At 46.7% G+C, this 22,103-nt stretch carries 17 protein-coding genes; 10 read left to right on the top strand and 7 right to left on the bottom strand.

Going from position 1 to position 22,103, the window contains the following annotated elements; translation table 11 throughout:
* The first annotated feature begins 8 nt into the window (after positions 1-8).
* From ABDW16_RS17940 to ABDW16_RS17895, 10 genes are all read left to right on the top strand, one after another.
* The gene (locus ABDW16_RS17940; RefSeq protein ID WP_343671616.1) at positions 9-1,115 is read left to right on the top strand and encodes a glycosyltransferase; all 1,107 of its coding nucleotides are present in this window, start codon (positions 9-11) and stop codon (positions 1,113-1,115) included.
* Entirely contained in the window at positions 1,099-2,172 is a 1,074-nt protein-coding gene (locus ABDW16_RS17935; protein ID WP_343671614.1) for an acyltransferase, read from the top strand. The genes ABDW16_RS17940 and ABDW16_RS17935 overlap by 17 nt, the downstream gene beginning before the upstream one ends.
* Positions 2,172-3,320 carry a glycosyltransferase gene (locus tag ABDW16_RS17930; RefSeq protein ID WP_343671613.1) on the top strand — a complete coding sequence of 383 codons (1,149 nt, stop codon included), beginning with the start codon at positions 2,172-2,174 and terminating at the stop codon, positions 3,318-3,320. Before ABDW16_RS17935 ends, ABDW16_RS17930 begins: the two co-directional genes overlap by 1 nt.
* A 1-nt stretch (position 3,321) precedes the next feature.
* Positions 3,322-4,230, top strand: coding sequence for a glycosyltransferase family 2 protein (locus ABDW16_RS17925; RefSeq protein WP_343671612.1), 909 nt, complete (start codon positions 3,322-3,324; stop codon positions 4,228-4,230).
* On the top strand, positions 4,230-4,694 hold the full coding sequence (locus ABDW16_RS17920; protein WP_343671610.1) for a VanZ family protein: 465 nt from the start codon (positions 4,230-4,232) through the stop codon (positions 4,692-4,694). The genes ABDW16_RS17925 and ABDW16_RS17920 overlap by 1 nt, the downstream gene beginning before the upstream one ends.
* Positions 4,669-5,217: a WcaF family extracellular polysaccharide biosynthesis acetyltransferase gene (locus tag ABDW16_RS17915; protein WP_343671609.1), complete on the top strand. Its 549-nt coding sequence runs from the start codon at positions 4,669-4,671 to the stop codon at positions 5,215-5,217. Before ABDW16_RS17920 ends, ABDW16_RS17915 begins: the two co-directional genes overlap by 26 nt.
* Positions 5,218-5,219: 2 nt before the next feature.
* Positions 5,220-6,449, top strand: coding sequence for a WcaI family glycosyltransferase (locus tag ABDW16_RS17910; protein WP_343671608.1), 1,230 nt, complete (start codon positions 5,220-5,222; stop codon positions 6,447-6,449).
* Between the two features lie 10 nt (positions 6,450-6,459).
* Positions 6,460-7,845, top strand: coding sequence for an undecaprenyl-phosphate glucose phosphotransferase (locus ABDW16_RS17905; protein ID WP_343671607.1), 1,386 nt, complete (start codon positions 6,460-6,462; stop codon positions 7,843-7,845).
* Positions 7,846-8,057: 212 nt separating this feature from the next.
* The gene (locus tag ABDW16_RS17900) at positions 8,058-8,756 is read left to right on the top strand and encodes a hypothetical protein (RefSeq protein ID WP_343671606.1); all 699 of its coding nucleotides are present in this window, start codon (positions 8,058-8,060) and stop codon (positions 8,754-8,756) included.
* Positions 8,757-8,871: 115 nt separating this feature from the next.
* Positions 8,872-9,918, top strand: coding sequence for an acyltransferase family protein (locus ABDW16_RS17895; RefSeq protein ID WP_343671605.1), 1,047 nt, complete (start codon positions 8,872-8,874; stop codon positions 9,916-9,918).
* Positions 9,919-9,956: 38 nt separating this feature from the next.
* Here the strand turns inward: ABDW16_RS17895 and ABDW16_RS17890 are convergent, their stop codons facing one another.
* The 7 genes from ABDW16_RS17890 to nirB all read right to left on the bottom strand — a co-directional run bounded on the left by ABDW16_RS17890 (position 9,957) and on the right by nirB (position 22,081).
* Entirely contained in the window at positions 9,957-11,471 is a 1,515-nt protein-coding gene (locus tag ABDW16_RS17890; RefSeq protein ID WP_343671603.1) for a malate:quinone oxidoreductase, read from the bottom strand.
* Between the two features lie 120 nt (positions 11,472-11,591).
* Positions 11,592-12,962 carry a rubredoxin gene (locus ABDW16_RS17885; protein WP_343671602.1) on the bottom strand — a complete coding sequence of 457 codons (1,371 nt, stop codon included), beginning with the start codon at positions 12,960-12,962 and terminating at the stop codon, positions 11,592-11,594.
* The gene (locus ABDW16_RS17880) at positions 12,956-16,444 is read right to left on the bottom strand and encodes a molybdopterin-dependent oxidoreductase (protein ID WP_343671601.1); all 3,489 of its coding nucleotides are present in this window, start codon (positions 16,442-16,444) and stop codon (positions 12,956-12,958) included. The genes ABDW16_RS17885 and ABDW16_RS17880 overlap by 7 nt, the downstream gene beginning before the upstream one ends.
* Positions 16,405-17,703 (bottom strand): MFS transporter, encoded by a 1,299-nt coding sequence (locus ABDW16_RS17875; protein ID WP_343671599.1) that lies wholly within the window; start codon positions 17,701-17,703, stop codon positions 16,405-16,407. The genes ABDW16_RS17880 and ABDW16_RS17875 overlap by 40 nt, the downstream gene beginning before the upstream one ends.
* 99 nt (positions 17,704-17,802) lie before the next feature.
* Positions 17,803-19,158, bottom strand: coding sequence for an alginate export family protein (locus tag ABDW16_RS17870; protein WP_343671598.1), 1,356 nt, complete (start codon positions 19,156-19,158; stop codon positions 17,803-17,805).
* A 74-nt stretch (positions 19,159-19,232) separates the two neighbouring features.
* A complete protein-coding gene (gene nirD / locus ABDW16_RS17865) occupies positions 19,233-19,604 on the bottom strand; it encodes a nitrite reductase small subunit NirD (protein WP_343671597.1) in 372 nt (123 codons plus the stop codon).
* Complete coding sequence (gene nirB, locus ABDW16_RS17860; protein ID WP_343671596.1) at positions 19,595-22,081, bottom strand: nitrite reductase large subunit NirB; 2,487 nt, start codon at positions 22,079-22,081, stop codon at positions 19,595-19,597. Before nirB ends, nirD begins: the two co-directional genes overlap by 10 nt.
* Positions 22,082-22,103 lie beyond the last annotated feature (22 nt).

The following is a 22,103-nucleotide window of genomic DNA, read 5'->3' as shown; positions in this document are numbered from 1 at the left end:
CTTTTAACATGATCGGCATTTTGCAACCATATATACCTCACTACAGGGAGGAGTTTTTCAACATGCTGAGGGAGCAGTTGCCAATGGACCTGTATTGTTATGAGAAGCAGGCCGATATTGGCAAGCATCATTTCAAAGAGGGTAATACCGGCATCATTCCTTTGCGTGCATGGATGAAAGGGCCATTCGTTTTGTATAATCCTTTTCCATTGCTGAACAGGAAATACAATGTGCTGGTGCTGATGCTGAACTTTGGTCACCTGAGCACCTGGCTGATTTTATTACTGAAGCCTTTCATCAAACAAAAGATTGTGCTGTGGGGGCACGGCATTTCTGTAAAGCGATATGTGAAGGAAGAAAAGAAACCACACCTGTTACTGCGCTGGATGATTGCTTTGTCAGATGGTGTGTGGTTCTACACAAAGAAAGAACTGGATGTGTGGAAAACCTTTATGCCGAAGTTGAACGGTCATGCATTGAATAATACCATCTCAGGTGTGGATGCGATTCTTGAACTGGATATGCCGGATAAGCAGTCTTTGAGAGAAAGATATGGTATTACACAGCAACGGGTGCTCATCTATTGTGCACGATTCAATGAGCCGGGCAGGAGGGTAGATCTGTTGGTAGAGTTGATAGAAAGATTATCTCCCGAAGGATTTGCTTTTGTGATCATTGGCGATGGCAGACTGAAACCGGATTTCTCCCGATATACACATGTGCATGACTTTGGCGCACTGTACGACAGGAAAATAAAGGATGAGTTGTTCAGTATGGCGGATGTCTATTTTCAGCCGGGATGGGTGGGGTTATCGATAGTGGAAGCGATGTCTTACGGCAAACCGGTGTTTACATTCAAGCGTTCCGAATCTGTATTGCAATGTGTGGAATATAGTTACATCAAACACGGACACAACGGAATGATCTTCGACAGCATGCGGGATTGTATAGATGCATTGGCGCTGACTACAGAAAAGGAGATAGGCAGAATGGGCGAGAATGCCCGTGCTTATGTCAGAAAAGAATTAACCATGGATACAATGGCGGACAATGCAGTGACTGCCATCAGACATATTTCTTCACCCAAGCCGGTACTACATGAAGACGCAAAATAAGTTGTGGCCTTTAGAGGTGTGCAGGGGATTGGCAGCCTTGTATGTGGTCATGCACCACTCGCGGGAGTTGTTGCCTGCACCGATACGACCTTTGTTATTGTTCGGTCAGGAGGCCGTGATTTTGTTTTTCCTGCTCAGCGGTTTTGTGATTCATTATAACTATAGCACGAAGTCAGCGTTTGACAGGAAAGATTTTTTGTGGAAACGTTTTGTGCGCATCTATCCCATTTTTATCGTGGTGATGATATTGAGTGTGGGTATTGATATGGCTACAGGTAATGGAGATGCACATACAGACCTGCGCAGTTTTGTTTACAATATGCTGGGACTGCAGGATTCGCAGTTACAGAAACCGGGAATTGGATATCCCACCTTTGGGGACAATGATCCTTTGTGGAGTTTGGGATATGAGGTATGGTTTTACCTGTTCTATGCGATTACAGGTGCTGCGCGGTTCAACAGGAATTTATTGGCAGTGACCGTCCTCTCTGTGGCAGCTGCGGTCGTGTTTAGTTTCTTCCCGAACAAAGCTTGTCTCACATTATTATACCTGCCTATCTGGTGGCTGGGTGCTGCGCTGGCGGAGGCTGCTCTTGCTGGTCGTAATGCACCGTTCTGGAAAGGCATGGGGAGCTTACTGGTTACCCTGGCTGCATATGTCGCTGCCAGTTATCCCGTGATCAGGGCCAGTCATGGTACTATTGGGTTACATCCTTTTATTGAAATCAGGCATTTTATGGCAGCGATAGGATTTGCGGTGGTGTGGATAGCTGCACAGCGATTTGTGAATGCTGATAAATTCAGATGGCTGGAACCATTGTCGTTCCTGGCGCCGATCTCTTATGGTATCTACATAGTGCATGTGCCATTGCTACGGCTGGTGAAGCACTACATGGGCCCCGGTGCGCTGACATGGCTCTGTTTTGCAGGACTGACTTTATTAATGGCTTACCTGTTGGAGATACATTTTCAGAAAAGAGTGGCTATACCCTTATTGATAAAAAAACGTAAGAAAGCAGCTGTAGCCATGCCGGTGATCAGCGCAAAAGCATCATAATGAAAATTTTATTTATTGTTCCTTCTTACAAGCCGGCTTTTATATACGGCGGGCCAATAGTAGTGATAGCCAGGTTGGCAGAGAGACTGGTACGCCTTGGGCATGAGGTGACCGTGTATACAACAACTGCAAACGGCCACCAGGAACTGGAGGTACCAATAAAGACACCTGTGCAGGTAGATGGTGTGAGGGTGTACTACTTCCCAAGAATTACAGGCGATCATACACATGTATCTCCTGCCCTGTGGAAACATACCTGGAAAACAGCGAAGTCGTATGATGTGGTACATATTCATTCATGGTGGAGTTTCCTGGTATTGGGTGCTTCGCTCATGTGCAGACTGAGAGGCATTAAACCGGTGCTTTCTCCACATGGTATGTTCTGCGATTATGTACTCACGGCAAAGAACCAGGCAAAGAAAAGGGTACTGCACAATGTAATTGGTAAGAGTTTGCTGAAGCATACTTACCTGCATACCTCTTCACCCATGGAGTGGAATGAGTGCCTGCGCATCAATAACGGCTGGCAGGGTGCAAAGATCTTTAACCTTGTAGACCTGCCTGCAGTAGAGTGTCCCCGCCAGGAAAACGAGGTATTTACCATTAGTTTTCTCTCCCGCGTAGATCCCAAGAAGGGGCTGGATATTTTACTCATTGCATTGTCTAAAGTGCCATTCAGGTACAAATTACAGATAGCAGGTTCCGGTGAAGAAGCGTATGTGGCAGAACTGAAATCGATCGTAGCAACACTGAATATGGAAGATCATGTAGAGTGGGTAGGATGGAAGAATTCAGAAACGAAGTTTCCCTTCCTGGCAAATACAGATTTGTTCGCCCTCACTTCGCACAATGAAAACTTTGCGATCGTGGTGATAGAGTCCCTGTATGTAGGAACACCTGTATTGATCAGCAACAACGTAGGATTGTCTGGTTATGTAGAACAAAACAGGCTGGGATGGATCACAGGTATTGAAGATATTGAAGAAGTAAGAGCGAAGCTGACACTGGCTTACAACGATAAGCTGGAACGGAACCGCATCACAGCTACAGCAAGGGAGATCATCAACCGGGATTTCAATGAAAACAAGCTGGCAGGGGATTATGTCACATTATATCAAAGTTCAGGAACAGCGAAAAAGGTAATATAATATGGATCTGGCAGTTATTATTCTTACATACAACGAAGAAAAACATATCGGTCGCTGCCTGGAAAGTATGCGACAGGTATCGGATGAGATTTGTATCGTAGACGCATTTTCTACAGATGATACAGTGGCGATTGCAGAAAGCTATGGTGCAACGGTATTCCAGCACAAGTGGGTAAATTATGCGCAGCAGTTTCAATGGGGGCTGGATAACTGTGGTATCAAAGCTTCGTGGGTGATGCGCATGGACAGTGATGAATACCTGGAGCCGGCATTGATAGCAGAGATCAATGAAAAGGTAGCAGAGCTGCCGGCAGCAGTGAGTGGTGTATACATCCGCAGAAAAGTATTGTTCAAAGGCAAGTGGATCAAGCATGGTGGTTTCTATCCACACAACCTGCTGCGCATCTGGCGAAATAAGATAGGCAGTATAGAGCAACGCTGGATGGATGAACACATCGTACTGTCTGAAGGGAAGACGGTACAGTTCAAAGAGCACATTGTGGATTACAACCTGAATGCGATCCACTGGTGGGTGAATAAGCATAATAACTATGCGATCCGTGAAATGGTGGATCTGCTGAATATCAAATACGGCCTGCTGAATGCAGACAAGCGATTGCTGGAAATGGAAAGCACGCAGGCCAGGAGAAAACGATTCCTGAAAGAGCGGGTATATGCTGCTTTATCACCCGGTATGCGGGCTTCCTTTTACTTCCTGTACAGGTATGTGTTGCGGTTTGGGTTTATGGATGGGTATCATGGATTTGTGTTTCACTTTATGCAGGGGTATTGGTATCGCTTACTGGTGGATGTGAACCTGGAAGAGTTTGAGCGGAAGCTGAACGGGGATAAGGGAAAGGAGAAAATGCTTGCAGTGCTGAAGGAGGATTACAATATCGTACTTAATTAATGAAAAGGATCTTTTATAGTGGCGGTTATTTCGCAGTGCTGTTTTATATCGTGTTTTGGGCGCCGTGGAGAAAAGGAGTGAAGTTGTCGGAGGCAGAGCGTTTGCGATTGCACCCGATCGTAGATAGTGTGAAGGAGTTGTTTAATCCGCATGGAGGTACATGGTGGATTCATGCTTTCTTTTTCTTCGGCAACCTATTTGGCAACATCGTGTTGTTCCTGCCATTTTCCTTTGTAATGATGCAGGTATTGAAAATGAGGAGTGTAGTGAAGATAGCCGTATTAGCTTGTTTGTTAAGCCTGACCATTGAAATCATACAGTATTATACCGAAAGTGGAGTCGCTGATGCCGACGATGTATTGCTCAATACGATAGGCGCTATTGCCGGAGTTTATTTATGCCGCTTTTTCCAAAACAAATCAAATACTTCATACACCGATGAACACCGATCTATCCAGGTTTAACACAGGTAACTATGCAGCCGGACCCAAGTGGAAAATCGGATTATGGTACCTGGTTAACTATTACGTTTTTAACAGCGCTTTGCCATGGCCCTATGGCATTAAGCGGAGGCTGTTGCGCGCCTTTGGCGCCAAAGTGGGCAAAGGTCTTGTGATCAAGACCAAAGTGAGGATCAAATACCCGTGGAAGTTAGCAATAGGCGATCACTGCTGGATTGGGGAAAGTGTGTGGATTGATAACCTGGATGATGTATACATCGGCAATCATGTGTGTATATCACAGGGTGCAATGTTGCTGACAGGCAATCATGATTACAAACGCAGCGATTTCCCTTACAGGTTGGGAGGTATCAGGATCGAAGATGGGGTGTGGATTGGTGCGCAGTCAGTGGTATGTCCCGGTATAGTATGTGGTACCCATGCGGTGCTGACGGTAAAGTCAGTAGCGGCAAAGGATATGGATGCCTGGGTTATTTATGCAGGGAACCCTGCTATTTCAGTACGTAAAAGAGAGATTTTAGCATAGTTATGTCCAAGCGAATATTACTGATAGGCGGGAACTTTTCACCAGAACCTACGGGTATAGGGAAATACAATGGTGAGATGATGAAATGGCTGGCAGAGAATGGATATGACTGTACAGTGATCACCAGTTATCCTTATTACCCGGAGTGGAAGGTGCAGCCCCCTTACGACAGAAAGAAGAACTGGTATACCAAAGAGCAGCAGGGCAACCTGACGGTACACAGATGTCCGCAATATGTGCCGGCAAAGCCAACGGGCAAGACGCGGATCCTGCTCGACTTTTCATTTGCTGTATCTGCATTTTTTAAGTTGCTGACATTGCTGCCGAAGAAGAAGTATGATGTGGTGATTACGGTAGTACCACCATTCCACCTGGGATTGCTGGCGGTGATCTATAAGAAACTGAGAGGTACGAAAGTATTCTATCATATCCAGGACATGCAGATAGAAGCAGCAAGAGATCTGAAGATGATTGCTTCGCCAAAGCTGATCAATATACTCTTCAAAATGGAACGGTACATTTTCAGGCAGGCAGATATGGTGGGTAGTATCTCGGATGGTATGATGAAGAAGATCCAGGAAAAGGCGAAGAAAGATATCTTCTTTTTCCCGAACTGGGTAGATGTAAACAAGTTTCATCCCATCGAAGAGCGGTTGTTGCTGAAGACGGAATATGGATTTGCGGCGACAGATAAGATTGTCCTGTATTCAGGGGCGATCGGGGAGAAGCAGGGACTGGAATCCATTCTTCATGCAGCACAGACGCTACAACAGGACAGGCATCTGAAATTTCTGATCTGTGGGTCGGGGCCTTATAAAGAGCGGTTAGTAGCGCAGGCGGAGGAGATGGGATTGCAGAATGTAATCTTTTTCCCGTTGCAGCCGATAGAGCGGTTTAATCACTTCCTGAATATGGCCGATGTGCACCTGGTGATACAGAAGGCCAATGCCAGTGACCTGGTGATGCCGAGCAAGCTCACAACAATTCTGGCAGTGGGTGGCCTGGCTTTGATTACGGCCAATAGCGGCACGAGCCTGCATGAGCTGGTGAGCACCCATAACATGGGGATACTGGTGGATGCAGAAAATCAACAGGCGCTCAATGAAGGTATACTGCGGTCAGTGAGTGGAGATGTGAGAGAGATAGCGAGAAATGGCAGGTCGTATGCAGAGAATTATTTGTCAGTCGGAAGGATTATGGGTCGATTCGAAGAACATGTAGTAGTAGGATAAAACTTATTTTATGTTGAACCGTTATTTAAAAATATGCAGCATTCAGATCCTGATCATGGATTTCTTTTGCCTGAATGCCTTTTTCTTTTTTGTTTCCTACTGGTTACAGCAAAAAGAGGTACCAGTACACCTGGATAGAGACACTTTTTTACTTGCTTCAAATATTGCGTGGGTTATTGCGTTGTATACTACGGGTATTTATTTCATGAGTCAGCAAATGTCTTATGAAAGGATAGCCAGGAAAACGATCCAGGGCATACTGCTCTACCTGCTCCTGATATTGCTATTCGTATTTTTAAATAAAGAAGCCTATAACCGTATTTTCATCATTACGTATTGTGCGCTTTTCCTCATTATCGTGCTGGCAGACCGGCTCTTTTTTTACATGCTGACCCATTATTTGCTGCGGCGAAAAGAAATAGAGCGAAAAGTGGTGATCGTGGGTTATAACGACCTTTCCAAGCAACTGGTAGACAACCTGCTGGGCCGAAAGAGTAACCTCCGTTTTGAGGGTTATTTTGAAGAATACAGCAATGTGCATGAGTTGTCTTATTACCCCGTGATTGGCAACCTGCAGGAATGTATCAATTATGCGCAGTCAAATAATATCAGGGAGATTTATTCCACTTTATCACCGGAGCAGTTTCCTTACCTGTATACATTGGCCCATGAGGCGGAGCAGCATTTTATCCGTTTTCGCTTTGTGCCGGACTTCAGGATGTTTGTAAACAGGCAGATCTATATTGACTACCTGGATAATATTCCAATCATTTCACTGCGGTCTGAGCCACTGGATGATATTGCGAACAGGATCCGGAAGCGGTTCTTCGACATTGTGTTCAGCCTGGGTGTAACCATCTTTTTACTGAGCTGGCTGATACCTTTACTGGCATTGCTGGTGAAGCTGGAAAGCAGGGGGCCTGTATTCTTTATCCAGAACAGGACCGGTCGCAATAATAAAACCTTCCGTTGCCTGAAGTTCAGGAGTATGTATGTAAACAATGATGCGAACAGTAAGCAGGCCACGAGGAACGACAAGCGATTTACCAGGCTGGGAAAATTTATGAGAAAGACGAACCTGGATGAGATGCCACAGTTCCTGAATGTATTGTGGGGAGATATGTCGATCGTAGGGCCGAGGCCGCATATGCTGAAACATACAGAAGAATATTCAGCGATTATTCAGAAGTATATGATCAGGCATTTTTTAAAGCCGGGTATTACAGGCTGGGCACAGGTAAATGGCTACAGGGGCGAGATTACCGACGATTTGCACCTGAGCCGGCGAATAGAACATGACATCTGGTATATGGAGAACTGGTCAGTATATCTTGATTTAAAAATCATTTTCCTGACAGTGTTTAATACGATCAGAGGTGATAAAAACGCATTTTAACTTTTTTTTGAATATAGTGAAAGGCAGTTGGATTGTATAGTATGTATAGGCTGACATGCTTCAATCTTGAGAAAAAACATCAGTTTGGCCATATTTTACTAATATAAGTAATAATGTTAATACAAAACAACAGGCATTAAGTGTTAGTTTTATGCTCCGGCATTATTGTAAGCCGACGACCAACTTTAGGGAGCCTGTAAACAGCGTTGTAAATGAAAACTTCTGTGTCAGTACAAAATTTTCTTGAGGACAACCGGCTTATTGAGGATATCTTTCACGAATTGAAATCCATTGTAGCGAGTATCCTTTCCAGCGTAGAGCTGATCGCGTTATATGATGGGAAATCAGTTGAAGGAAGAATAACCCGCCAGACAGAAGCCATCAAATCGCAGGTGATCGAATTAGACTTCCAGTTGCAGAACGTACGGATCGTACAATATATGCTAAACAAAAGTTTTCAGTTTAAGAGGAAGCAAACGAGCCTGCATTTATTTCTAAACCAGTTGATCCGGGATGAGCCATATAATAAAGTATTGTACTCCGTGACAGAGTTACCAGCTGTAAAGAAGGTGATAGATGCTTACATAGATGAATTTGTGATCCGTCAGCTGGTGTTGAATCTTTATTTCTGGATGAACCGGCATTCAACGAGTCATCAATTACCCAGGATGGTGTTTAGCTTTGAAGACACTTATTTTGAGATAAAGGGTAATTTTTATGCAAGTTATATTTTCCCTTCTCCATTCAAGAGCAGTATGCTGGATGTAAGGGATACAGATAATGAATTGCTCAATCAGCCTTTGTGCTACCTGATGTCTTATCTGGCTGCGTTACATGATGGTACTTTTGAGATCATCGTAGAGCCGGGGAAGAATGTAAGTATCGTTATCAGGATACCTTACAAGCCGTGAGGGTTGAGAAAAAAAGAGTCTCTTAGAAACAATAAGATAAGGTTAAAACAAAGGGGATATATCGATATCCCCTATTTTTTTGTCTTTCACATTCATTCCTAACAATAATTTGCCAATGAAAGTTGAGAAAGTCCAGCGGGACTCTAATATTGAGCTATTGCGTATTGTGCTCATGTTTATGATCATTTTGCATCATGTGGTAACAAGAGGATTAAGGTTGCGAGAGCTGGGCACAGGTGGGTATGTACCTACTTCCTCTACGGGATTCCAGTTATTACTGAATAGTTTTCTGATTGTGGCCGTGAACACTTATGTTTTCATCTCCGGTTATTTTCAGATCAGGTTTAAGGTGAAATCATTCTTTGCACTGTTTTTCCAGGCACTGGTGTACTCTGTGGTATTGTACCTGTTGTTTGTAGTTACAGGGCTGGCGCATTTTGATAAAGTCACTTTTATTACCACGTTCTTTTTTATTTATAAAGGATGGTGGTTTGTTCCGGTGTTCTTAGTGTTGTATGCTATCTCTCCGATATTGAATAAGGGGTTGGCAGCGATGAGTAAAGGGCAGCTGATATGGATACTGCTTATCCTGCTGGTATTCTGCAATATTAAATACATTCCGGGGAACTTTATTTCCGAACGAGGGTTTGGGATTTGTAATTTCATCTTCATTTATATACTGGCTTATTTCTGTCGTTATTATGTGCCGGTGATCAGGGTGCCCTGGTTGTGGTACATTCTGTGCAGCCTTGTGACCTTTGCGCTGGCTTATACAGCATTCAGAATGGGGAAATATGGTACGGCATGGAATGTGTATAACTACAATAGTCCGTTCATCATCCTGGCAGCGGTATTCCTGTTTTATACATTCAGGAATATATCTATCAGAAGTGGATTTATTAATTCAATTGCCACGCTGGTGTTTGGAACGTACCTGATACATGAGCAGCACGATGTTTGTTTTATGATAAGGGACTTTGTGGGGTATCTGAACAGTGTTATACATAATGATGTGGAATTGTTCAGCAGTTTGCTGGGTGTAGCGATCGTAGTGTTTGTAGTGGGTATCAGTATTGAGAAGGTGCGGCAGCTGGTATGTGATCCGATAGTAGATGCAATATTCAGGATACCTGTTGTACAGAAGATATCAGCAGTATGGTAGGGCATAAAAAAAGCTGACCAAACGGTCAGCTTTTTTATTTATTTCAATTCTAAAACATCGTTTGCCCAGGATCTCACGTGCTCCAGCAGTTCAGGATCATCAGCCAGTTTTTGGCCGTAGGATGGTATCATTTGCAGCAGCTTGTCCCGCCATGCCTCTGTGGCCAATTCCTTCTTAAAGCACCTGTTCAGCAGCTCCAGCATAATAGACACGGCTGTACTAGCCCCGGGAGAAGCTCCCAGCAGGGCAGCAATAGTACCATCTGCAGCACTTACCACCTCAGTACCAAATTCCAGTATACCACCATGCTCAGGATCTTTCTTAATGACCTGTACACGCTGGCCAGCCACTTCCAGTTCCCAATCTTCGATCTTTGCCTCAGGCAGGAACGCCTGCAATGCTTCCAGTCTTTCTTCCGGCGACTGACGTACCTGGTCGATCAGGTATTTGGTGAGCGGAAGGTTATCAAGACCAGCCGCCAGCATCGGGCGAATATTATTGAATTTGATAGAGCGTGGGAGATCCAGCCAGGAACCGTTTTTCAGGAACTTGGTAGAGAAGCCTGCATAAGGGCCAAACAGTAATGCCTTCTTACCATCGATCATACGGGTATCGAGGTGAGGTACAGACATTGGAGGTGCACCTACAGAAGCTTTACCGTATACTTTAGCCGCATGTTGTTCTACAATGGCCTGGTTTTTACAAACCAGCCACTGGCCGCTTACAGGGAAGCCACCGAAACCTTTACCTTCTGGGATATCAGATTTGTCCAGCAGAGGGAGTGAACCACCACCGGCGCCGATGAATACAAATTTCGCGTGTAATGTTCTTTTTTTACCATTTTTCAGGTCTTTCACTTTCAGTCTCCATTTGCCATCTTCGTCCTGGTCCAGGTCTCTTACTTCGTGTTCGAGGTGAAGATGTACACCAGGTTGTTGTTGCAGATAAGCGATGAGAGAGCGGGTGAGGGCGCCGAAGTTGATATCAGTACCAGCTTCCATGCGGGTAGCTGCTACTTTTTCGTTAGGGTCACGGCCTTCCATTACCAGGGGGATCCATTGTCTGATCACCTCGGGGTCTTCGGAAAATTCCATGCCTTTGAAGAGATTATTGGCAGAAAGCGCCTGTTGACGTTTTCTAAGATATTCTACGTTGTCTTCTCCCCATACAAAGCTCATGTGAGGAACGCTCTGTATGAAATTGCCCGGCGAGTTCACGCAACCAGCCTGCACGAGGAACGACCAGAACTCTTTTGAGATTTCAAATGATTCTGCAATCTTGATCGCTTTTCCGATGTCGATAGATCCATCCTGCTTTTCAGGTGTGTAGTTCAGCTCACAGAAAGCGGAGTGGCCTGTACCAGCATTGTTCCAGGCATCCGAGCTTTCCCCGGCGATCACGTCCAGCCGTTCGAAGATTTCTATTGTCAGCTCCGGTTGTAATTCTTTCAGCAATACGCCTAGCGTTGCACTCATTATGCCTGCACCGATCAATACGATGTCAGGCGCCGATTTAGGAGACATATTATTTTTTTTACGCGATTTGCAGCGCAAAAATAATACTTAATGATCGGATTTTGTAGTGAATTCACCGTTTTTTGACTGAAAATTGCAAATGTATTGTTAAAGCGGGAGGAGCCCGCGGCAGCAAGGAAGAGCGCGCTTTTTACGCTTTTACACCAGCAGCGCGGAATACGCTACTTTGTTGAAAGCCTTTACCGGTCCTTCGCAGAGTGAACACTGATAATGGTCAGGTAACTGATCAAATGGTGTATTGGGAGCAATTGACTGATCAGGATCACCCACCTGCTCATCATAGATACTCAGGCATGCCGGGCACTGATGCACATATTTTTCAACAGGTGGTATAGGTGCTGTATGCGCTGCAACATAGCCTGGCAGCGGATCGTCGGTGTTATGCCTTTCGTAAAAATACTTGCAGAGAGAGGTGATGTAAGGACCTAAATGTTCTTTGGCTACACCGGAGCGGTAATTGATCAAGGTGCCCGAGTTAGGATTAAAATCCGGCGTATAGCTGATATCGTAACGAAGCTGTCCTTTGAGCACTGTCTTGTACTTTGCCTCCTGCTGTGTGATCACGATGCTGCCAAAACAGTGATGGCCTACACTAAAGCAAAGACCATAAGTTCTTACATCTGCATTATCAAAGTGCCGGATGATGTGCCGCTTGAGCACGAGTGCATCTTCATTATTATCTGGTATCTGCCAGTTCAGCTCATTTGCTGCATGCCGTACATTGATACCATACTTTCCTAAAAGATAATCCCACAGCGGCCTGTGTTCCTGCTCAATGTTCCTGATGATCAACGATTTCCACGGTGTGGCATAGAGTTGTCCCGTCTTCGTTTCAAGACAGATATGACAGAGCCCTTTTAAAAATGAGACAGGGAAATATTCATCCCGGCGGTAAATGCCCAGCCAGTAATACTGATCGTACTTATTGAAGCCCTCGTAGTAGGGCAGGTGAAAGTCTGGCAGCTTCACTTCTTTCTCCACGGGTACACCCTGAATCGGCTCATTGTTAAGCAACTGTGTTTCCAGCTGCCTGCTCAATTCACCGATATGATTTGTATACAATTGCTCCGGCCATGCAAAGAGCTGGTTGCTTTTGGGATAGCGAAATACCAGGTGCCAGTAATTGGGCTGTGCACCCGCTATCCAGTTCAGATGCCCTGTAAAGAATGGTGTAAACGTATTCCGGCTATCACAGACATTGATCTTCAGCTTTGATTCCCAGTTCAGCATTTCGAAGACATCTTTATAAATACCCTCAGATAGCCAGGTATTCGAAATGAAAATGCCGGTAGCCGGATAAGAACTGATGATATTGGGTGTCTTACTGACATGATCAGCAAACAATGGAGCTGTTTGGGAAGATACTTCTATGATCAACTGTTGCCGCTGTCCAAACCTCACTTCCGATACTTTCGCGGTTTCCGCAATCTCCAATATGGACAGCAAATGGCCGGGAGAGATAATCCCACCCGTAAAATTGATCTGTATGGTCTGTGTTTTCTTTAGCATGGTTGTAATACCTTTTCAAGAATAGCCTTTACCTCCGGCCTGCAGCTACCACAGCCGGAACCTGCACCTGTAGCCTGACAGATGCTTTCCAGCGTATGCATCCCTTCTTTGATCTTCTCCTTTATATTCCCATCTCCCACACTGCCACAACTGCAAATGAGCTTACCGATTACCGGTGTCGCCTTCTTGTTGGAACGCAGCAGTGCCAGGCGTTTTTCTGATAATTCAATCTTATTCGCAATCAGGTCCCTGAATTCCAGGAACTCTGACTTATCACCTATTAATATAGCACCAATGAGCCGGTCATTGTGAATAACACATTTTTTGTAATACCGTTTGGATTTATCTATGAACACGACTTCTTCATAAGCAGGATCGTTCGGCGTTTCTACCGTACCCATAGAACAAAGGTCTGTGCCATGCATCTTCAGGATGTTCATGAAAAGGGAGCCCTGGTAGTACGTACTGATATCCCCACTCAGAAACTTTGCTACCACGGCGGCTTGTTGCTCTGCAGCTGCTGTGATACCATAGAGGGTGCCTTTGAATTCTGCGATTTCACCTATCGCAAATACATCGGGATCACTGGTTTGCATGTAGTCATTCACAATTACGCCCCTGTTGCAGGTTAGTTGTGAAGCCTGTGCCAGCTCTATATTTGGCGTGGTGCCTATGGAGAGTACTACGGCCTGGCAGGGTACATGTCTGCCACTTTTTAACCTGATACCGTCCAATTCTTTTATGCCGGTAAAACGCTCTATTTCATCATTGTACAATATTTCAATGCCCCGGTCTGTCAGCTCCTCATATAATAACTGGCTACCCAGTTTATCGAGTTGGGCAGACATGAGGCGGGAGGTACGTTGTAATACACCTACTTCTATCCCAATTTCCCTGAGGGATGCAGCGAGTTCGATGCCTAAGAGGCCGCCACCTGCTATCATCACCTTGCCCTTAGCAGGATCGATATGTTTGATAAAGGCATCGGCATCTAACCTGTTACGCATGGTGAACACGCCGTGTAGCGGCGGTACACCTTTGAGCATTGCGGCCCGTGAGCCCATAGCGAGAATGAGGATATCATACTGGTGCTCATTGCCCAGGCTATCTGTTACTGTTTTGTTCTTACGGTCAATATCCACAATGCTGATGCCCCTGAGCAGGTTGACATTCAAATCAGCTTCTTCCTCATCTGACATCTTTACCAGTTGTTGCCATTGCTGTGTACCACTGATATAATCAGGCAGCATCACCCTGTTGTAGAACGGAAAGTTCTCTTTGCTGAACACGGTGATTTCATCTGTCGTGTTGAGTGTGCGGTACGACTTTACAAATCCATGGGCGCCTGCGCCCGCGCCAATAATAATGATGCGCTGCGGGGGCTTTTGAAAACGCCGTACCTGTACAGCACTGTATTTCAGGTCAGGTTGCTTGGAAACAGGATCTACCAGTGTATGGGTGAGATTGTTTGCCCTGTTCAGGTCACTGTTGAGCGTCTTGCCCCAGTGCATGGGCAGGAAGACCACACCTTTCTTGATATTGGTACTAAGCTGAGCTTTCACACGTACATTGCCGTTAGCATTGTAAATCTCGACGATGTCATCTGCTTTGATGTCTCTTTCTTCTGCATCGTCAGGATGAATTTCCAGCAGTGGGGCGGGAATGTGTTGTTTCAGTTTGCTTACTTTTCCTGTCTTACTCATGGTATGCCACTGGTCGCGGATACGGCCTGTGGTGAGAATGAGGGGCAGCTCAGGATCAGGAGGAGTAGAGTTATTTCCGTCCGGGAAGGAGTGAATCACTGCCTTGCCGGTTTTGGTATAGAAAGTATGATCTGTGAAAAGACGGGGGGTGCCATCGCCTTTTGCTCCCTGTGGATAAGGCCATTGCACTGTACGCTTTTCCTGTAAGGTTGTATAGTTTAAACCGCTTACATCGATGTTGGTGCCGGCTGTGAGGCGGCAATGTTCAGCATAGATAGCGGCAGCATTTTCGTAGTCAAAGCCATGGAAGCCCATTTTGCGTGCAAAACGGCAGATGATTTCTGCGTCAGGCAGTGCTTCGCCAGGGGGCGTGGTCAATTTTTGGAGATAACTGATGCGACGTTCTGCATTCGTCATAGTTCCTTCCTTTTCCGTCCAGGCAGCGGCAGGGAGGATTACATCAGCATATTGCAGGGTTTCAGGGCGATTGGAAATTTCCTGTACCACTACAAACTTTGCTTTCTTTAAAGCTGCTTCTGCCAGGCGGGCATCGGGCAGGCTTACCAATGGATTTGTACACATGATCCAGATGGCTTTCAGTTTGCCGTCATTGAGCGCTGCGAACATCTCTGTGGCTGTGAGGCCGGGTTTTTCTGAGAGCGGCACGCCACCCCAGAACTCCTGTACTTCTTTGCGATGTGCAGGATTGTCCAATACACGGTGTGCCGGCAGTAAGTTAGACAGGCCACCTACTTCACGACCGCCCATGGCATTGGGTTGACCAGTGAGGGAGAAAGGTCCGGCACCGGGTTTGCCTATCTGCCCTGTGATGAGGTGCAGGTTGATCAGGCTAAGATTCTTGCGCACACCTACTACGCTTTGATTGAGGCCCATGGTCCAGAGGGTCATAAAGCCAGCTGCATTGCCAATTAAGGAGGCAGCTTCGTAGATAGCGCTTTCAGGTATATCGCATATTTCGGCAGCACTGGCAATGCTGCGTTCCATCACGATCTCCCGGTATTGCTGAAAACCATCTGTGTGATCGCGTATAAAGGATGGATCGATATGCCCCTGTTCTATTAAAACACGACCGATGGCATGATGTAATACAATGTCAGTACCGGGATGAATCTGCAAATGCAGGTCTGCCGTAGCACAACTTTGCGTAACACGGGGATCGCTGACAATGATTTTCAGATCAGGATTAGCAGCTTTGGCAGCTTCCACACGGCGCCAGAGAATGGGATGACACCATGCAGGGTTAGCACCGGCTACGAAGATACAGTCAGCGAGTTCAAGGTCATCGTAAGTACCGGGTACGCTGTCTTCGCCCAGGGCCAGTTTGTAAGCAGCAACAGCACTGCTCATACAGAGGCGGGAGTTGGTATCTATATTATTGCTGCCGATGAACCCCTTGATGAGTTTATTGACTACATAGTATTCCTCTGTAAGGCATTGCCCGGATGCGTAGAAAGCTACTGCATCCGGGCCATATTGTTGAATGATTTGTGTAAAGACTGCGGCAGTGCGGTCAAGCGCCTGATCCCATGATACGCGTTGCCTGGGTAGGTGGCGGTTGTAGCGCATTTCAGGGTAGAGCAACCTGTCGCTGGTGTCCATCACGGTATAGTGAAGGTTCATCCCTTTGGAGCAGAGCATGCCCCTGTTTACAGGATGATCTTTATCTCCTTCTACCTGGATTTTTCCCTGCCTGTCCTGGTGCACGACGATCCCACATCCTACTCCGCAATAGCAACAGGTTGTTTTGTATGAAGCCATGATTTCGCTGGTTTACTGATAAATCTTGTGAGCATCACGATGAGCGATACACCAATCACGATGTAACCGATGTAAGTGAATGCCTGTATATAGGAGATTGATTCAGACTTAAACAGGAAGCCGAAGAGCATACCACCTAGGTTACCACCTGCACCTACGATGCCGCTGACCAGTCCAATGTTTTTCTCATTGATGAAAGGTACTATACCGTAAGTAGCACCATTGGCCATCTTGAGGAAGAGGGCAAAGGTGAGCATAGAGATGATGGCCAGTGTGAGATTGCCAGCCTGTGCAAAGAGCAACAGGCCAATGCCTTCGAGTAATAATACGATAGCCAGCAAACGGCCCTTGCCTTTGAGACCGAAGCGTGCACCTACTTTGTCAGAAACGATACCACCCATTGCGCGGGCAAACAGGTTCATAAATCCAAATACACCTGCCCAGAAACCGGCACTGCTCTGTGACAAATGAAAGGTGTCTACGAAGTGCAGGCTCGCAACATTGTCAAAGGTGATTTCCATACCAAAGCACATGGCATAGGCCATGGTAAGCGCCCATATGCGCCAGTCTGCAAGGATGGTGTAATCAGTTTTTGTTTTATTCGCATGGTAATCTATCTCGTCAAAGTTCCCATCAGGTGTATCTTTTGTAAAGCGGGAATAGAGCCAGGCCACGATCAGCATCATAATGCCGGGAATGATCATAGCATACCGCCATGCTTCAGACTTTGTAAACCCAAAGCCTACAATCGTCGCAAAGATAACCGGCATCACCATATTGGTCACACCACCACCAAGATTGCCCCAGCCACCGGTTACCGCATTGGCAGTGCCTTTGATATTGGCTGCAAACATCATGGAAGTATGATATTGTGTAACCACAAAAGAGGCGCCTATTACGCTGATAGCTAAGCGGAAAAGTAAGAAAGTGGTATAATCCCTGGCCAGCCCTACGAGGAACACAGGCAATGAACCTGCGATCAGGAGGCGGATGGCCGTCTTGCGGGGGCCCCAGGTATCACAGAGTTTACCAATAATGAGACGCGCCAGTATGGTGCCTGATACAGAGGCAATGATAATATTGCCTATCTGGCCTTTAGAGAGACCCAGGTCTTCGCGGATGGTGGGCATGAGCGGTGCAAGACCGAACCAGCCGAAGAAGCAAACAAAGAACATGAGCCACGTAATGTGAAAGGTGCGCATGTTAACACTATTCAGGGAGAATAGCGGGAGAGTTTTGAGCTGGTTGTTTTGCGACATAGTGCAATGAGTTTTTTTTGGTTGAGTAATGGCATGGCGGTGCCGTTTAGCAGGAAGTATGCTTTCTGCTATGGCTGGCGAACGGTGAATCTTAATCCTTTACTTGAAAATAAAATCCGGTTTGATGATGATCATTAAGTAAGCCCAGTTACTATTGCTTTTTGCGTTTGCGACATTTTTAACGCCTGCGGATGTTAATGCATTGGTGCTCCAGAAGTGGCTATAACCACCTTCGAAGCTGATTACCTTCGTGAGGGCAAGGTTGGCTACGATGTCCAGCTCTTCCCCAAAACGGCGGGTGTCATACCCCGGAATCTCACTGCTGGCGAGGAATTCATGAATATCGCCCGTGAGTGTCCATTTGGTATTTGGTTTGAATTTCGTTTTGACATAGTAGTCCTGTAAGCCCCTGTTGCCAAACGGGCTACCTACATAGAAGTAGTCCATATAGCCCCAGTATTTATGTGGGGTACCGTACAGGAAGTCAAACGCATTGCTGGTCTTGCCATCCGACGATGTACCACCTGTGGCAAAGTCTACACCGGCACCGGCGCTGAATGGTTTGGATACCTGGTACATGAAGTTACCATTCAGGGTAGCTGCATTCAGCTTCAGGCCAGTAGCACCTTTACCAAACTGGTAATAACCAGAGGCTGTTACCGTCCACTTATTGAACGTGTTGGTATAAAACAGCCCGGTGGTCATGCGGGTGTAGGTAGCCTGTTCGTATGTTTTAGTCGCTACACCGGCCACAGTATCGATGTGATACTTAGAGAACTGGTCAGCGAAGAAGAGGAATGATACATTACCCTTCTGAAATTTCTTGCCGGCATAGAGGAATTCCATGGCTTTGTACATGGTACCAGCATTGGTGGTAGCTGTATAGTTGCCTGGAGGTGTTTCGTTATAGATCGTGCCTGTGGTATTTTCCTTGTTCTGATTGAAGCCGCCGCCCAGGTGTAACTGGAAAGGGCCTGTTTCATACTTCAGGATAGCTGCATCGTGGCGACGACCTTGTTGCAGCCAGTCCAGGTTACCCAGTAACCGCATATCGTCGTAGGCAATTTCCTGTCTGCCGACCTTTAGGTTCAGGGTTTTGTTTTTATAAACGGTGTCGAGCAACATTACTTCTGCCCAGGCTTCGTGTACCATCAGGCCATTCAGGTCCTGGGTGGTGGTTCTGTTGATCAGCGATACATCCTGTCCCCATACTCTTACATCCTGGATAGTAGCGCCCAGTTTGAAGCGGTAACCGGAAAAGCCTGCCATGAGGCGTGTACGCTGCGATGTAAATACGGCAGGGTTTGATCCCTTTGGTAGCGGTGCCCCTTGTCCATCCCGATACTCGGTACGGGTTCTTAATTGTGCCCCTATGGTAAACTGCGCATCTGCATGGAGATAGGAGATAGCGCTCAGTAAAATGGAGATTGCTCCGGCACGGAACAGTAGCTTCATAAATTTTGGTTGAGTGGTGTTAATGACGATTGTTTCACTGTTATTATTCAGTACATGACAGGTACAATCGTAATTTACAAGATCGCCACCGGATTATATACTCCTATATACACTTTATTTTCTACCACTTTCACGGGATAAGTCGTGATGCTGCACTCATGTTCGTCTGTGAGGCAGCGGCCGTCTTTCAGTGAGAATGTCTTTTTATGGAAAGGGCAGGCCACTTTGGGCTCTCCTTCCTGTGTGCCGGTCATGCCACGGCTCAGGGCCATTTGCTGGCGGTGCGGGCAAAGGTTCTGAGTGGCATACCATTCGTTTCTGCGGGCAAAGTGGAACAGGGCAATCTGTTCATCACCCAGTTTTACACATACCCCACCGTTGGCTGGCACGTCGGTGGTATGGCAGGCAAGTACCCAATCTTTCTGGGTGTCGGTAGTTATTTCCATTCGGCAGCTTTTTTTTGTTCTCTGAGATTATCGAATTTTACGGTAGGATCTTTTTCGCCGGGGGCGTTTACGAAGTGATTGAATCGCTTGCGCAGCTCCGGATTGTCAACCACTTCTTTCCATTCGCATTTGTACCTGTCTACGAGGGATTGCATTTCTGCTTCCAGTTGGCCCGCGATACCCAGGCTATCGTTTACCACTACATTGCGGAGGTAGGTGATGCCACCATCCAGCTTATTGAGCCATGTAGCCGTACGGGTAAGGGGATCGGCAGTTTTGATATAAAACATGAGGAAGCGGTCGATGTAGCGGATGCAGGTTTCGCTGTCCAGGTCCGAAGCGAGCAGGATGGCGTGCTGTGGTTTGGAACCACCGTTGCCACCTACATAGAGGTTCCAGCCTTTTTCGGTAGCGATGATGCCGAAGTCTTTGCTTTGTGCCTCTGCACATTCACGGATACACCCGGATACGGCAGACTTAATTTTATGTGGGGCGCGCAACCCACGATAGCGTTCTTCTATCTGGATAGCAAAGCTTACACTGTCGTGCAAACCAAAGCGGCACCAGGTAGAGCCTACACAGCTTTTCACAGTACGCAGTGCTTTACCGTAGGCATGGCCGCTTTCGAAGCCCGCAGCGATCAATTCTTCCCAGATGGAAGGCAGATCGCTGAGGTGAGCTCCGAACAGGTCTATACGTTGACCACCGGTGATTTTGGTGTAGAGATTGTATTTGAGTGCCACCTCTGCGATGACCAGTAATTTAGAAGGAGTGATTTCGCCACCAGGGATGCGGGGTACTACAGAGTAGGTACCACCTTTCTGGATATTGGCGAGGAAGCGGTCGTTTGAATCCTGTACGGTGTCATTGCCTTTGTCGAGAATAAGTTCGTTCCAGAGGCTGGCCAGGATGGAGGCGACTGCGGGTTTGCAGGTTTCGCAGCCATCGCCGTGACCGTAAGTGTCCAGGACTTCGTCGAAAGTATAGAGTTCATTTACTTTGATCAGATCGTATAATTCCTGGCGGGAGTAGTTAAAATGTTCACAGAGCACATTGCGGATGTATTTGCCCTGGGCCTTCATAGTAGAGGTAATGAGGTCTTTGACCATTGGTACACAACCTCCACAGCAGGTACCGGCTTTGGTACATTTTTTTACATCATTCAGTGTTTCATTACCTGCTTCTACAGCCTGGCAGATGGTGGCTTTTGTTACACTCTCACAGCTACAGATAATGGCTTCGTCCGGCAGTCCCAATACGCCGGCACCTGCTTCTGCACTGCCGCCGCGGGCACCGAGAAGTACATCTTCCGGATTAGGTGGCAGTACTACCTTGTTTTTGGCGGTCTGCAGCAGCATGTTGTAGGCTTCTGCTTCACCTACGAGGATACCGCCAATGAGGGTCTTACCATCGTCAGAGACATTGATGCGTTTGTAGATGCCTTTCATGGTGTCTTCATATACAATGGGACGGCCGGAGAAAGGATCGCCGAAGCTGGCTACATCTACGCCGATGAGTTTGAGCTTGGTGCTCATGTCGTAGCCGGTGAAGGTCTTATCGCCGCCGGTAAGGTTGGAGGCCACAACTTCTGCCATTTCATAGCCGGGGGCTACGAGGCCGTAGACCATACCATTATATAATGCACATTCACCGATGGCAAAGATGGCGGGATCGGTGGTCTGCAACTGGTCGCCGACTACGATGCCACCTCTGTGACCTGTGTCCAGTCCGCACAATTTTGCGAGTTCATCCCTGGGTTTGATGCCTGCAGAGATCACAAGCATGTCTGCCTCGAGGATGGAGTCGTCGGCAAATTGCAAACCGGTGATGGTATCGTCGCCTAATATAACAGAGGTGTTTTTATTGGTATGAATTTCCAGTCCCAGCTGGTTGAGTTTGGATTGAAGAATGCGGGAGCCGGCGTCATCGATCTGGCGGGGCATGAGCCGGGGTGCAAATTCGACAACGTGGGTATCGGGAATACCGAGGTCCAGGAGGGCTTTGGCCGCTTCCAGGCCCAGCAGGCCACCACCTATTACTACGCCACGCTTAGCTTTGGGGGCATAGTCGCGCATCAGTTCCAGGTCTTCGATGGTGCGGTAAATGAATACGCCTTTTTTGTCTACACCGGGAATGGGAGGAACAAAAGCAGCTGAACCTGTGGCGAATATGAGATAATCATAAGATTCGTTGATACCTTTGTAGGAGTGAACGGTCTTATTTTCGCGGTCAATATTTTGAACAGGGTCTCCGAGGTGCAGGCGAATATTGTTTTCGCTATACCAGGAGGAGGGGGCGAGGAGGAGGTCATCCGCAGTTTTGCCAGCGAAAAATTCGCTCAGGTGCACACGGTCGTAAGCCGGGCGTGGCTCTTCGCCAAATATTGTGATCTGTAGTGGTGTTGAGTGTGTCTTTGAGATTATTTTCTCACAAAACTTGTAGCTCACCATTCCATTGCCAATGATTACTATTTTCATGGTTGATAAGAAGCAGAAGGTT

Origin of the sequence: Chitinophaga sp. (assembly GCF_039596135.1) — a bacterium.
GTDB lineage: Bacteria > Bacteroidota > Bacteroidia > Chitinophagales > Chitinophagaceae > Chitinophaga.
Note: the sequence above shows the minus strand (reverse complement) of the source record. Positions and strands in the feature narration are given on the sequence as shown.

What these genes read in the sequence shown, in the direction of transcription:
- ABDW16_RS17940 (WP_343671616.1), top strand. Translation starts at nt 9, where the DNA reads ATGATCGGCATTTTGCAACCATATATACCTCACTACAGGGAGGAGTTT.
- ABDW16_RS17935 (WP_343671614.1), top strand. Translation starts at nt 1,099, where the DNA reads ATGAAGACGCAAAATAAGTTGTGGCCTTTAGAGGTGTGCAGGGGATTG.
- ABDW16_RS17930 (WP_343671613.1), top strand. Translation starts at nt 2,172, where the DNA reads ATGAAAATTTTATTTATTGTTCCTTCTTACAAGCCGGCTTTTATATAC.
- ABDW16_RS17925 (WP_343671612.1), top strand. Translation starts at nt 3,322, where the DNA reads ATGGATCTGGCAGTTATTATTCTTACATACAACGAAGAAAAACATATC.
- ABDW16_RS17920 (WP_343671610.1), top strand. Translation starts at nt 4,230, where the DNA reads ATGAAAAGGATCTTTTATAGTGGCGGTTATTTCGCAGTGCTGTTTTAT.
- ABDW16_RS17915 (WP_343671609.1), top strand. Translation starts at nt 4,669, where the DNA reads ATGAACACCGATCTATCCAGGTTTAACACAGGTAACTATGCAGCCGGA.
- ABDW16_RS17910 (WP_343671608.1), top strand. Translation starts at nt 5,220, where the DNA reads ATGTCCAAGCGAATATTACTGATAGGCGGGAACTTTTCACCAGAACCT.
- ABDW16_RS17905 (WP_343671607.1), top strand. Translation starts at nt 6,460, where the DNA reads ATGTTGAACCGTTATTTAAAAATATGCAGCATTCAGATCCTGATCATG.
- ABDW16_RS17900 (WP_343671606.1), top strand. Translation starts at nt 8,058, where the DNA reads ATGAAAACTTCTGTGTCAGTACAAAATTTTCTTGAGGACAACCGGCTT.
- ABDW16_RS17895 (WP_343671605.1), top strand. Translation starts at nt 8,872, where the DNA reads ATGAAAGTTGAGAAAGTCCAGCGGGACTCTAATATTGAGCTATTGCGT.
- ABDW16_RS17885 (WP_343671602.1), bottom strand. Translation starts at nt 12,962, where the DNA reads ATGCTAAAGAAAACACAGACCATACAGATCAATTTTACGGGTGGGATT.
- ABDW16_RS17880 (WP_343671601.1), bottom strand. Translation starts at nt 16,444, where the DNA reads ATGGCTTCATACAAAACAACCTGTTGCTATTGCGGAGTAGGATGTGGG.
- ABDW16_RS17875 (WP_343671599.1), bottom strand. Translation starts at nt 17,703, where the DNA reads ATGTCGCAAAACAACCAGCTCAAAACTCTCCCGCTATTCTCCCTGAAT.
- ABDW16_RS17870 (WP_343671598.1), bottom strand. Translation starts at nt 19,158, where the DNA reads ATGAAGCTACTGTTCCGTGCCGGAGCAATCTCCATTTTACTGAGCGCT.
- nirD (WP_343671597.1), bottom strand. Translation starts at nt 19,604, where the DNA reads ATGGAAATAACTACCGACACCCAGAAAGATTGGGTACTTGCCTGCCAT.
- nirB (WP_343671596.1), bottom strand. Translation starts at nt 22,081, where the DNA reads ATGAAAATAGTAATCATTGGCAATGGAATGGTGAGCTACAAGTTTTGT.